This is a genomic window from Domibacillus sp. DTU_2020_1001157_1_SI_ALB_TIR_016, assembly GCF_032341995.1.
GTDB classification, from domain to species: domain Bacteria; phylum Bacillota; class Bacilli; order Bacillales; family Domibacillaceae; genus Domibacillus; species Domibacillus indicus_A.
The window spans coordinates 1,590,106-1,603,251 of the sequence record NZ_CP135438.1; the positions used below are offsets into that span (position 1 = coordinate 1,590,106).

The following is a 13,146-nucleotide window of genomic DNA, read 5'->3' on the forward strand; positions in this document are numbered from 1 at the left end:
CCGCCACCATTGACGGCTGGAAGGAATGGCAGCCATACCGGCAATTATTTATTTTGTAGACATAAATCGGTACATTTATTCATATCGTGTGCAAGGATTTATTTGAAAGCCCTAATTTAGTGGCTGACTCGGGATCTTTACACCCTCGTCTTTGTCGATTTCACCTCTACAGCTCCGCTGCCGCGCCGTACTCTTTCTACAAATACTTGAAGGGCAAAAACAGGCAGAACCATTTGTCTTTTTATTCTTTTCGGCTCACATAAGAGGCGGTAAAACCATTCTAATCCTAATTTCCGAAACAATTCAGGTGCTCTGCAGATTCGCCCCGATAAAATATCAAAACTGCCGCCGACACCAATCATAACCGTCGCACCGAGTTCATTTTTAAACCGATGAATAAATTCCTCCTGCTTCGGGTTACCCGCACCGACTAATAAAAGATCCGGTTTCTCACGGGAGATCCGTTCTACAATGAGACGTTCCTCGTCGGAGTCTTTTTCAAAATAGCCGTGGTGTGTACCCATAACCTGAGCATGGCCGTATAATTCTGTTAGTTTCTCGCCCGCAGCTGCTACTACGTCTTCCGTACTTCCGAGCAAGAACAATTTTGTGGCCGCGCCTGTATGTTCCCTGTGCTCAAGCAGGGCATGAATCATATCATACCCCCCCACTCGCTCTTTTAAGGAATATCCTAATATTTTAGACGCATAGATAATACCGATGCCATCGGGTGTAATCATATCAGCAGCAGAAATCACTTCATAAAAGCTTGAATCCTTCCTGGCTTTCATGACGATTTCCGGATTGGCCGTTACAATAAAAGTTGGAAGAGCTTTTTCCATTCTTTCGTTCGTCCAGCATACTGCTTCAGTCATGTTATTTTCCGCAAACGGAACAGATAAAATTTTCAGCACCAAAAACCCACCCTTTGAATAAATTTCGTATTTGTAGCCGATAGTATTGGCTAAACGCCTGCAAAATATGTCTCAAAGGCTGTCATCTACTTTTGAGATAAAAAAAACCGCCCATCCAGCTGGACAGGCGGTTCTTAAGGGTATGGGCAGCAGTTGCTCTTAAAGAAAGACTGCCTGCACACTTTTTTGATGAAAAACTATGCTCCTTTCACGGTTCAGTACCGTTTTAGACAAATAAAAAAAGCCCAAATCGTTTGGGCTTTTTTATCTGCTTATTCTGCTGCTTTCGTTGCAGGAAGACCTGCTGTGTGTGCAAATGAAGAATCCGCATTTGCACTTGAAGTTGTCTTCACAGCTGTGAAATCAAACGCTGCTTTTGCTTCAGATTCAAAGTCTTCAACGATCATCGTTCCTTTTTTGCCGGTTAAGGATACACCTGTATGGTTAATCATTAAAGCTTTGCGGTCATCTGTAAGAGAATAAGAAGCAGGTTCGAATTCTTCTACACTTCCATCGCTGTACTGAACACTGAAATACAGGTATGCTGCTACATCAGCTGCTGTATAGTCTGTCGGCACCGCTTCTGTCAGATTAATTTTCGTTTGTGTGGCCGAAGTCACTTGTACATTTGCAACCACTGGGAAATAAGAATTTTCAACAACAAAGACATACGTTCCATATAATAAATTGGCAAATTCGCCGCGCGTAATATTTAAGTTCGTGCCGTATGATGTGCTCGTCTTGCCTGATGTAACTCCTGTTCCGTAAAGAGCTTCAACATAAGGCTTGAATACGCCGCCAACATCCGTAAATGGTGTCTGTTCTGCATAATCCTCCAGCTCAAATGCCGTTACAAGGAATTTAGCCATTGCACCGCGGCTGAGAGACAATTCCGGCTTGAATTCCGTCTTGGTTACGCCTGAAATCACCCCGATTTCAGCAAGTGCGTTAACCGATCCTTTTACACGCGGATTTAAATCTTTAAACCCGGCGTCTGGTGCGCTTTCTGTATCAAGCATAAGCATATTGGCTAAAATAACCGCCGCATCGCCCCGTGTTAATGTTTGGCTCGTACCGAATTTTGTAGCTGAAATCCCATTAACTACTTCATTGTCATATAAAAAGCTGACCGCTTCATCGTACCGGCTTCCTACATCCGTAAAAGGATGGCTGGACTCCGCGCTCGCTGGAACGGCTAAACTAGAAATCGCTACTGTAGTGGCTGTGGCAGCCGTAAATAAAGAAAGTTTTTTCAAAGGGGTATCTCCTATTCTGCAAATTTATTAAAATGATTCTAGCACTTTCCAAAAATACAGTAAATAGGTAGAGAGACAGATAATATTGTATGAGTATCCTTAAGTTGGATAATCTACAATCAACTCTGCGAATATAATGGAATTAACTTCATTTATAGTAAATATAATCTTCTATGTTTATCATTTTCCATAATAAATAGGAAACCCTATTTGTATCTAATCTAAATCGCTCCCACACCAAGGACAATATTGAATTGCAATAACCGAGCTGCCCCCGTCGTGAATAATGATTCCAAACTCCCTGCCATCCTTATCACAGTAGACAAGCTGATCAGGACAGTCGAAGGGATTTTCATGAACATTACATTTAAAAGAAGCATGATACTTCATGTCTTCACAGCAATAGGTTTTCATTTGCTCCACATCCTATTTTTTAATTAAACTGTGAGATTGGTTCCTGTCATTTTCTATCAGATTTTACTGAAAGAATACCCCCGCTGCCATTTCGTCAAGGGCGCAGCCCAGAAATAAGCGGTGGGGTGAATGTCAGTTTTGCGAAGCAAACGTGTTTAGTTTTGCCTTGATTTTGGTATAATTTGTATTATAGTTACTAAACGAGGTGAGTAGAATGCTGGTGAACAAAGCCTATCGCTTTCGCCTATATCCAACCAAAGAACAAGAAGTGCTGATTGCGAAAACCATCGGCTGCTCGCGTTTTGTGTTCAACCGCTTCCTTTCCTTATGGAACGAAAACTATCAAACAACCGGAAAAGGCTTATCGTACAGTGCCTGTTCTTCCCAGCTTACCAAACTCAAGAAAGAACTAGATTGGCTTCAAGAAGTTGATTCACATTCCCTGCAATCATCCTTGAAAAACCTGGCTGATTCCTTTGACCGTTTCCTCAAGAAGCAAAACAAGGCTCCACGATTTAAAAGTAAGAAAAATAAAGTGCAGTCCTACACGACAAATATTGAAAAAAAGAATCAGCTTCCGGAGGTAAGCATTTTGGGTAATCGCATGAAACTGCCTAAGCTGGGCTGGGTTCGTTTTGCGAACAGCCGTGACGTGCAAGGCCGTATTTTAAACGCAACGGTACGGAAAAACCCTTCCGGAAAGTACTTCGTTTCTTTGCTTGTTGAAACAGCGGTGAAAGACCTGCCCAAAACAGATTCCACCGTTGGGATTGATGTTGGCTTAAAAGACTTTGCCATTCTCTCGAATGGGAAAGTATACAAAAATCCAACGTTTTTTAGAGCGTTAGAAGAAAAGCTGGCCAAAGTACAGCGCATTCTTTCCCGCCGCCAGCGCCTGGCGATTCAGCAAAAAAAACCTTTATCAAAAGCGAAAAATGTACAAAAACAGCGTATGAAAGTGGCACGTATTCATGAACAGATTGCGAACGCACGGACTGATTACTTGCAGAAAATCACGACCGAGATCATCAAAAACCACGATATCATCGGGATTGAGGACCTGAAAGTATCAAATATGCTGAAGAACCATACATTATCCAAAGCAATCAGCGAAGTTTCCTGGTCGGAATTCCGCACGATGCTGGAATACAAAGCGAAATGGTACGGCAAGAAGGTGATCGCGGTTGATCCTCGCCACACCTCCCAAAGATGCCATTCATGCGGGCATACAGCGAAGGAAAACCGTCGAACACAAGCGGCATTTATTTGCGTTTCCTGCGGTCATTCCGAAAACGCGGACATCAATGCTGCCCGGAATATCCATGATTTAGCCATGGTTTAGTCACACAATTTGATTTTCCGCAGGAGACTTGCTGCAAAGTCGTTCGTACTGCCAACCGTCGGAGTGACGGGTGTAGCCTAATGAATTAGGGGCCGATAGGTTCCTGTACTTAGGAATCGCCCATGTTCAACGAACGTAGTGAGTAACTGGGGGTAATTCAAATTATTAGTTCCCGCTTTTAAGCTTTTCAGGCTGCCCTTTAGATAAAAACCAGCCGCCTAAAGCAATCAGAACCATTACGGACCAGAAAATTGTTTTCCAAATAGGCCCTTCAACAAAATCATGAGAAATGAGATGTACCGCCGGGTGTGCAAGGGTATGCATCAACAGCTTGACCCCAACCCAGCCTACCAGCACCATTGCTGCCGTTTCAAGGCTTGGACGCTTAACAAGTAACTCCACGAAAAACCCGGCTGCAAATTTAATGACGATCAGGCCAGCAAGCGCCCCAAGAACAATGACAATAAACTTGGCGCCATCCATACCGCCAATAGCACCGATCGGTGTATCGGGCAAAGCCAGAACCAGTGCTACAGCTGCTAAAATCGAATCGATCGCAAAGGCGATATCCGCTAATGCAATTTGTGCCACTGTTGCGCGGTAGCTTTTCACTTTCTTTTCTTTTTCGTGACCCTTATTCTTTTTAAGCAGGTGTTTTAAAGCAATAAAAATTAAATAAGCAGCTCCGATAGCCTGTACCTGCCAAACATGGAAAAGAAACGAAATAAGAAAAATCGCTCCAATCCTGAATACAAAAGCTAACATCAGCCCTATATTAATCGCTTTTTTCTGCTGCTCTGCCGGCAGGTTTTTAGCCATGACCGCTAAAACCAGGGCGTTATCAGCCGATAGAACACCTTCTAGAAGGATTAAAACAATTAAAATCCATCCATACTCTAACAACAAAGACGTGTCCATAATTCCCTCCTTATAATAACCTATGAAAATAGTTTAAACACTTTTAAATTTTAGTATAAAACACATTATTTGTGAAATGGTTCACGGAAAATTTTTCATATAAATATACATACCCTTTTCATATGACCGATCGAGAAAGCATTAAACCTGAAACAGATACTTTTCACACATTGTTCATTTATTGAATAGCAGGATTGTGCCTGTTCCCATATGTATCAAACGAACTGCCAAGCAGAAAGATCTATCCTTTTATCTAATTCAGCATGAACGGATCAAGGACAAGCACTTTTTTCTCGTGTTTGTAATACGCTAAACTGATTTGAAAAATAAAAATGGGAGGGTCTAGGATGCAGCGTTTTTACACAGTCCGCCCTGGAGACACGCTTTATCAGCTCGCAAGGCGATGGCAGCTGCCGCTTGAGTCCCTAATCGCTGCCAGCCACTTAAAGGCGCCTTATACGATTTATGTCGGGCAGCAGCTTTCTGTTCCTCCCGGTGTTGATATGATTCGCGTTGAGCCCGGGGATACCGTTTTCGGCATTGCCCAATTTTTCGGCGTTCCGCAATCGTTGATTATTGAAGCCAATCAGCTTCATCCTCCTTATACGATTCAAGTCGGACAATTGCTACAAGTCCCCCAGGGTGCACCTTATTATGTTGTACAGCCTGGAGATACGTTATTTGACATTTCCAGGCGGTTTAACGTGGTAACAGGAGGACGCATTAATACAGAGCTGATCCGAAAAGCAAATAATCTTCCATCTGAGACACTGCTGCCTGGGATGAGACTACGTATCCCTTATGCGCCTCCGGGCGATGATGGCTTTATTGCCTACACCTCTAATCGTGAAGGAACGTATGACATATGGCTTTATAACCCAAACAACGGGGAAAGTGTACGGGTAACCACAGGGTTAGGAGAAGCTTTTTCAATCCCCTTCTGGTCACCAGACAGTCAGAAAATTGCTTTTGTCGGAAAAAATAACATTCTCTATGTTATTCATTTAATGGAGAGGACCGTTTCCCGTATTGATCAATTTGAAGAAGGGCTGGGCATTTACCTCAGTTGGTCACCGGACAGCCAAACGCTAGCGTATACAAATCAAAATCAAATTGTCTTATACCCTCTTTCCACCCATCAACCCCAAAAAATAAATGAGCCTGGCGCGACCGATGTCCAATGGTTTGCAGACGGAACCGAGCTGCTGTTTCAAGCGCCGGATGCATCGGGAACGAGCCAGCTTTACCGTATAAGAAGCGACAGCTCACGTAAACACCAAATTACCCAAAACACTGGCGGACCGCTTCACAATATACGCCTTTCTCCTGATGAAGCCTACGTCCTATTCACCACTCCTGGTGTCAGTATCTCTCTGATTTATACGCTGGAACTCTCTACAGGCAGAATATTTGAAATAAAAGGCGGACCGCTTGCGAAAAACTATTTTCCGGTATGGTCCCCTGATTCATCAACGATTGCTTACAGTGCTACTGCCTTTGAAGAAGCCGGGTATTTTTCATTAATTCGAACGTCTGGAAAACAAGGAGAAAACGACCGAACAAAAGCTCTTTCTAATTGCTTTGCCACTCCTGTCACATGGTCGCCAAACGGCCGAAAAGTTGCTTATCTGTCAGGATGCAGCACTGAGGAAATCGCGGATGAGATGTGGGTGGTAGATATCCAGCACCCCGTTCCAATCCAGCTTGTAAAAGGGGCTTTTATTACTGCTTTACAATGGTCTCCTGCGCCACGTTTGCCGCTGACAAAAACATTTACGAATTCTGCCTATCGTGTTCAGTTTCAATACCCTTCCCATTGGAAAAAAGTAAGCGATGAGCGGTATGAAGGCCCAGACGGTTTCTTTCAAATATCTGCTATTGCTTCAGAGGAAGCGATTCATGAAGTCTGCCGTAACGAAGCCTTTCACCCGTTACAGCCATACGGCTCCGCGCCTAGAATCATTCATACAAAAATCCAGCAGCAGGAAGCCTGCTTGATTTTCCCATCAGAGGACCAGCCTTCGGAAATGAATGGGCAGGCCGCTTTGATTGTCCGCTATCCAAAGCCGGTGCAGATTGAAGGAACGACTTACAACTATTTTATTCTCTGGGCTGATCAGCAGCATGTAAATCAATTAAGTACGTCGCTTCGATTTCTATAAAAAATAAAGGAGCGAGTCCAAATGGTTTGGACTCGCTCCTTTTCTTTCTTGCATTCTGTTTTTAAATGGTCATTTGCTTTTTTTCTTTTGAAACGGCATCTGCTGACCGTGAGTTTCTTTTCACAAAGAAAGAGCCGACAACTAAAACCGCGATCAACAGTGTCAAGAAGAACTGCGATCGAAGAGAATCAATAAATGCCATCGCGATAAAAATAGTCGAAATCGCTATAATGGTCGCGTATGTCAAATATGGAAACAGCCACATTCTGATGCGCAGCGCGCCTGGGTTTTCTTTCTCATATTTGCGTCTCATGCGCAGCTGTGAAAAAGCAATAACAAGATAAACAAGCAGCGCTACTCCCCCGGAAGCGTTTACTAAGAAAAGAAAGATTTTATCCGGGGACAGATAATTGAATGCCACACTGATATAGGAAATAACGGTACAGCCTAAGATCGCCTGAACGGGCACGCCTTTTTTATTAATTTTTAAGAACATGCGAGGCGCGTCTCCGTTTTGCGCCATTGTAAGCAGCATCCGTGAACTTGTATAAAGGCCGGAATTCAAGCAGGAAAGCACAGCAGTGAGTACGATAAAGTTCATAATTTGTGCTGCAGCTGGAATATTGACCATTTCCAGTACAGATACAAACGGACTTTTCAAAAGATCCTGGGAATTCCACGGAAGAAGCGTTACCAGTACAAGAATAGAGCCAAGATAAAAAATAAGAATACGGTAAATGACACTATTGGTAGCTACAGTAATCGCTTTTTCAGGATCCGGCGTCTCTCCTGCAGCTGTTGCAACAATTTCGCTTCCCATAAATGAAAACATCACAAGGGTAATGCCTAGGAAAATAGCGCTGATTCCATTCGGGAAAAAGCCGCCTTGGTGTATAAGATTAGATGTACCCGGTGATTCAACGCCTGGGAAAAGCCCAAAGATAATGGCTCCACCGAGAATTAAAAACAGCCCAATGCTGACCACTTTGATTAATGAGAACCAATACTCAAATTCTCCAAACGATTTAACAGAGTACAAGTTTGTCAATGTTAACAAGAAAGTCAGGATCAAACTGACGGACCAGCTTGGCAAAGACGGGAACCAATATTGAATAATGTTTGCACCGGCAATGGCTTCAACAGCGATTACGATTACCCAGAAAAACCAATACAGCCAGCCGATTGTATAGCCTGCCCAGGGACCGAGTGCTTCTCTAGCATAGGTCGCAAATGAGCCGCTTGATGGGTTGACCATCGACATTTCTCCCAGCATGCGCATAACCAAAATGACAAGCAGGCCTGCCAGGGCGTAAGAAAAGATTGAAGCAGGGCCTGCCATATTAATAAGTGAGCCGCTTCCTACAAACAATCCGGCTCCAATGATTCCACCTAAAGAAATCATGGTGATATGCCGAATCTTTAAATCTTTCTTTAACTCTGTTGGTGAATGGTTCATCTTCTCACTCTCCTTTAAATATAGAAACAGATGGCAAAAATACGTAAGCGCTTTCTTTCTTAGTTCAGCCATTCCCTTTGATCTTTTAATTTAGCAAACGATGAAATTTTGGAAAGACTGAGGACAGTTTAAACAAATCCGCTAAACTAATTTTAAACAATTCTGTTAAATAAAATAAAGTTTAAACAAATCTGTTTAACTTGTTACTATGATTATAAATAAATTTCTTTCGTTGTAAAGCCATATCGTCATATTTTCTGACAAAGAAATTACTCATTTGGTTTTCACCTATACAACAAAGGACTTTATTCCCACTCCCCTCCCCCTATTCCATGCAGATATTTCCTGAATATAACCCGCCGACGCTTATATGTTCCGTATGAAAAGTGATCAATCAATGAACGTTCTGACCAGTTTATGGTAGAATATGATTAGATATCAATCTCTTCCTGCTTCCTTTTAGCTATTTTTTCTTATTGTTTCTTGGAAGCTAACGAAATCATTCGGCCAAAAAAGCAGGAAGTACGGTTTAAAAATAAAAGATGCCGTGTTGTTTTTTCGGCATCGAATTATAGGAGTTTGAACAATGGAGGTTACCCTTCTTTTTGGCACAGGTGCCATGACACTTATTTTTGCAGCAGCTTATGTAAAAAACAGGTTTTTAAAGCCCGCCAAACCACTTCTTATTTATTCCTTTTTATCACTCATGCTGTTCGTCGTTCTTTGTGTATACAACCTCAATTTGTATAAAGAAGATATCAGCCAGGCCGTTTCTTCCTTCGGACAAGCAGAGCCCGAGAAAGCCATCCAGGAAGAACGGCCTAAAGAATCAACAGATCCTGAGCAAAAACAGGCGAATGTAAGCACAGAAGCGAATGTGACAGAAAAAATTCTGGATGCCCCTTTAATCAATCAAATGCCTGAACTGCCGCGGGGATGTGAAGTGACGAGTCTCGCTATGCTGCTTCAGGATGCGGGTGTGAACGCGGATAAGATGACGCTTGCCAAAGAAATTAAAAGAGACCTTACACCAATGACGAAGCAAAATGGAAAAACCTATTTTGGCAACCCCCATACGGGTTTTGTTGGTGACATGTACTCCTTTGAAACACCGGGATACGGCGTGTATAATGAGCCGATTTTCGAATTGGCTGAGCGCTATCTTCCCGGCAAAGTAGAAAACATCACCGGGGAAAGCTTTGACAGTATCATCAACAAACTCAAAGACAACAAAACGGTCTGGATTATTACGAACGCTACATTCGATGTGTTAGGAGAAGAAGAATTTCGGACGTGGGAAACACCAGATGGACCGGTGGAAATTACGTATAGAGAGCACTCTGTACTGGTGACAGGCTTTGATGAAAACTATATTTATTTTAATGACCCGCTGACAGGAATCAAAAATAATAAATCAAACAAAGCCGCTTTTATTGCTGCGTGGGAACAAATGGGGAAACAAGCGATCAGCTTAAAGTAAAACGAATACCGAACCCCTCAAGCAAAGGGCGATGTCCATTTTGTGCTTAAGGGGTTTTCTGTCCGGTTCTTCCCGAAATTGAAACAGGTGTTTGGTCACCAGCTAAATAAGGCATATACAAGAGATCTCCCCCTTCAGCAAAGTGAAGTTTTATTATTATAATCACTTGAAAACTTCGGCCATTACTTAGAAATTGGCCTGGTCAACATGATGAACAGGTTTGATCCGGAAGCTGTTATATTGAGGAATTCCCTGATTGAATCGAATTCCTTTGTATTAAACGCTTTGACACTCTGACAGCTAAAACCCCACAAGCGTTAATCCTTCTGATCTCACGATGAGAATTCTTAAGTTGTGTATTTTAGCTTTTTAGTGTACTTCAGCTTGTCCACACTATCCATTGCGCTTTGTGCGTTTTTTAAACGGGGGATCGTCAAAAAAGGGAAAATACGTGGTGGGGCGTTCTTTCTATTTTGATTAGATCCATTTCCATAGTTATGTTAAAAAACTCGATTGTAGATACAAAAGGTCTTATCCGGCTGATGCTGCCACTTCAACTTTCTCTGGATATCAGGATCATGGATGATACTATTACGGCTGTTCCTCCCCTAGTTTACTGGCATTTTGGTTGGATTTTTCTTTATGCTTTGTTCGTTTCAGGCCTGTTTTTTTGAATTATAAAGAAAAACAGGCATCTTAATGACCTGGCCCAGCCCAGTAGATGGGAGAATCGAAACCGTCCAGCCAGAATTATACTTCTTTCGGCAGCTTCATTCCCCCAAAGTGAAACTCTACTTCAAATTTCTGCTCAGCCAGCCGCAAAAGATGCAGGTAACCAGCATCTTGAAAAGGAACAATACCGGATTTTTTTAGCTCAGTTCCTAAACAGCCGAGGCTGGCCAGCACATCATTTTCCCTTATCTTAGGATAATGATCTTTTCGTTCAATTCTGTAACTGGACGGCTTTTGGTTTAATAATTCTTCATTAATAATAATAAGTGCTTCATCGATTGTAATATTCATTTTACTCTGCTCCTATAAAGAAAATATAAAGCGCTTTCTCTGCATTATATCCACTTTTCAGCTCTTTTATTGCTTGTTCTCCTTATATTCTTTTGTAACTCCTCCATTTTTTTGATCCTTTTATACAAAAATGTTTGTGAAAATGTGACAAAGTTATGAACAAATGAAAATCGGGACAAAATATAAAAGCAGTGACATAACAAAGAAAGGAAAAGATGCTATGAACCATTCCAAACAAAACCCGGGCCTTTACGATGTGGCCTCCCTTTTAACTTTTGCTGGATTGTCTCTTTTAGTCAGCTTGTATGTGTGTCTGCAACAGCCTGATATATATGCTTATATCCTGCCTGTTTTTGCAGTTTTGCTCCTGTCTTCTGTCCATTCCTTTAACCGTCATCATAAAGAACTCGGCAAAAAAGAAGCACAAATGAATGAACGTGCTGCCTTTTACAAGGGGTGCATGATTATGTATTTCGCTTTTTCTCTTTACCTGTTGAGTATCAGCTTTATCTTTTTTACCATTTACTCTTATGGAGGATATATGGTTGTTTGGTCCTGTGCTCCGCTCTCCCTGCTTTGTTTCTTTATGTCCTTGAAGGCAGAAAAAGGATTAACTCATATGTCAACAGACAACACGCCGATCCAGACGGATGCAGTGTAAGTAATCAAAGTGCCATTTAATCAAAATTCCTGATAATGTTACCTCTTGTGTAAAACAAAAAGAGTCCATTTTGAAAAGGACTGATCAAAATGGATTCTCCTATTTTGAAAAATAGACGTGACATCATACATACAAGAACCAGAGCAGTTGGACCCGCTTCTGTGCTGGTTTTATAATTTTTTCAAAATCACCTAATGCGCCTAAGGGATTCCCGCAGCATGGCGGCGGCAGCGTATTTGAGAGATTGTTCGTTTTTTTCTTTTATCAGATATCAGGAATTTAAATTAGTAGAATACGTCCGCTTTTTCAAAATAAAAGAAAACGAGATTCACTAGGAAAAAAGTGGGGTTTTAACGCATAAAAAAGCAAAAATTGTTTACGCTTTTATCCCCCGGGTATAAATTGAGCACAACCACTAAAGGAGGTGTTTACCTTGGAACACGTAAAAGCGATTTTGATCAAATTTGTCATGATTGCGGTTGTTTTGGGCATCGTTCTTACTGGTATTTATGATGGTGAGTTCGGGGATACACTTCTGATTAGTCTTGTGCTCACCATCGTAGCCTATATCCTTGGCGATCTGCTTCTGTTCCGCAGAACCGGTGACAATCATGGACCGAGCTCAGACTACGTAAAACGCAATACGATCGCAACAGTATCAGACGCTGTGTTAGCTTTTCTAGTCGTTTGGCTAATGGGAAAAGCTCTTTTCATTAACGACGGTGACGTGTTGTCAGCTGCTTTTCTTTCAGCACTCATTATTGCAGCGGGTGAATGGTTCTTCCATAAATACCTGGATGATCATGTCTTCCGTGAAAAACACTCGCACTATGAAGCTTAATCGGCTAAAAGCAGCATAGAAAAGCCCCGGATTTTTTATCCGGGGCTTTTCTTCGGTTATTTTTCAGCTGATTCTAAAAAATTTTAATATTTTAAAGTTTACTGAAATTAATGACGATTAAATACCGTACAATTCTTCTCGATCCAAAAGAAGTTTTTTAGTTATAAGATGCCATATGACTTCTATCCAATTAACTCCCCTATACCCGTTAACATAATTTTGGTTCCACGAGAGTCCGGGTCAAAGTCTGAAACGAACGCAGTTCCTTTAAATTCATCATTTTCAATACTTTTGAGTTCAAAATCAATGTATCCTTTTTCTTCTAATATCGAATCGTCGAATATTTTATGATTCTTGACATTTGATAATTTAACTTCCCATCTTTGTCTTTCACTGCCTTTATAAACGTGTAAAGTACCCCCGTCAAATTCAACCATTTCCCCGGTCTCTCTTATCACAATGTTCTTTAAGTCATACCTTTTTTCGTAAAAGCCCATTGTTTATCCAACTCCTTTTAGTTTTAATTCAATAAACAAGTTTTATTTTCCTTTACCTTTGATTAGGATTTCTCAAATATGAGCGTTCCTCTTGAATGAACCGTATTAAAAGAAATGTTTATTTTTAACCCTATTTAGCCTTTTACAAAAATGGTTGATTCCACCAAAATGTGGGTAACAAG

12 protein-coding genes are annotated in these 13,146 nt (G+C 41.5%); 5 read left to right on the forward strand and 7 right to left on the reverse strand.

The features are described 5' to 3' along the window. Positions 1-137 precede the first annotated feature (137 nt). The 3 genes from RRU94_RS07460 to RRU94_RS25675 all read right to left on the reverse strand — a co-directional run bounded on the left by RRU94_RS07460 (position 138) and on the right by RRU94_RS25675 (position 2,584). Positions 138-914 (reverse strand): WecB/TagA/CpsF family glycosyltransferase, encoded by a 777-nt coding sequence (locus tag RRU94_RS07460; protein WP_315691137.1) that lies wholly within the window; start codon positions 912-914, stop codon positions 138-140. Between the two features lie 272 nt (positions 915-1,186). Beyond that, positions 1,187-2,170, reverse strand: coding sequence for an S-layer homology domain-containing protein (locus RRU94_RS07465; protein ID WP_315691138.1), 984 nt, complete (start codon positions 2,168-2,170; stop codon positions 1,187-1,189). Positions 2,171-2,386: 216 nt separating this feature from the next. Next, positions 2,387-2,584 carry a DUF6980 family protein gene (locus RRU94_RS25675; protein ID WP_410492938.1) on the reverse strand — a complete coding sequence of 66 codons (198 nt, stop codon included), beginning with the start codon at positions 2,582-2,584 and terminating at the stop codon, positions 2,387-2,389. Positions 2,585-2,798: 214 nt separating this feature from the next. Between RRU94_RS25675 and tnpB the strand changes: the two genes are divergently transcribed. Continuing rightward, a complete protein-coding gene (gene tnpB, locus RRU94_RS07470) occupies positions 2,799-3,926 on the forward strand; it encodes an IS200/IS605 family element RNA-guided endonuclease TnpB (RefSeq protein ID WP_410492939.1) in 1,128 nt (375 codons plus the stop codon). A gap of 165 nt (positions 3,927-4,091) precedes the next feature. Here the strand turns inward: tnpB and RRU94_RS07475 are convergent, their stop codons facing one another. After that, positions 4,092-4,844 (reverse strand): TerC family protein, encoded by a 753-nt coding sequence (locus RRU94_RS07475; RefSeq protein WP_251272220.1) that lies wholly within the window; start codon positions 4,842-4,844, stop codon positions 4,092-4,094. Positions 4,845-5,191: 347 nt separating this feature from the next. Between RRU94_RS07475 and RRU94_RS07480 the strand changes: the two genes are divergently transcribed. Continuing rightward, entirely contained in the window at positions 5,192-7,006 is a 1,815-nt protein-coding gene (locus RRU94_RS07480; RefSeq protein WP_315691139.1) for a LysM peptidoglycan-binding domain-containing protein, read from the forward strand. A gap of 61 nt (positions 7,007-7,067) precedes the next feature. Here RRU94_RS07480 and RRU94_RS07485 read toward each other — a convergent pair whose 3' ends face one another. Then, a complete protein-coding gene (locus RRU94_RS07485) occupies positions 7,068-8,462 on the reverse strand; it encodes an amino acid permease (RefSeq protein ID WP_315691140.1) in 1,395 nt (464 codons plus the stop codon). Between the two features lie 586 nt (positions 8,463-9,048). Between RRU94_RS07485 and RRU94_RS07490 the strand changes: the two genes are divergently transcribed. After that, entirely contained in the window at positions 9,049-9,942 is an 894-nt protein-coding gene (locus tag RRU94_RS07490; protein ID WP_315691141.1) for a C39 family peptidase, read from the forward strand. 750 nt (positions 9,943-10,692) lie between these two features. Here RRU94_RS07490 and RRU94_RS07495 read toward each other — a convergent pair. Beyond that, complete coding sequence (locus RRU94_RS07495) at positions 10,693-10,965, reverse strand: hypothetical protein (protein WP_315691142.1); 273 nt, start codon at positions 10,963-10,965, stop codon at positions 10,693-10,695. A 220-nt stretch (positions 10,966-11,185) separates the two neighbouring features. Between RRU94_RS07495 and RRU94_RS07500 the strand changes: the two genes are divergently transcribed. Then, positions 11,186-11,626: a hypothetical protein gene (locus tag RRU94_RS07500; RefSeq protein WP_251272225.1), complete on the forward strand. Its 441-nt coding sequence runs from the start codon at positions 11,186-11,188 to the stop codon at positions 11,624-11,626. Between the two features lie 433 nt (positions 11,627-12,059). After that, a complete protein-coding gene (locus RRU94_RS07505; RefSeq protein ID WP_315691143.1) occupies positions 12,060-12,467 on the forward strand; it encodes a YndM family protein in 408 nt (135 codons plus the stop codon). Positions 12,468-12,649: 182 nt separating this feature from the next. Here the strand turns inward: RRU94_RS07505 and RRU94_RS07510 are convergent, their stop codons facing one another. Further along, the gene (locus tag RRU94_RS07510) at positions 12,650-12,964 is read right to left on the reverse strand and encodes a hypothetical protein (RefSeq protein ID WP_315691144.1); all 315 of its coding nucleotides are present in this window, start codon (positions 12,962-12,964) and stop codon (positions 12,650-12,652) included. Positions 12,965-13,146 lie beyond the last annotated feature (182 nt).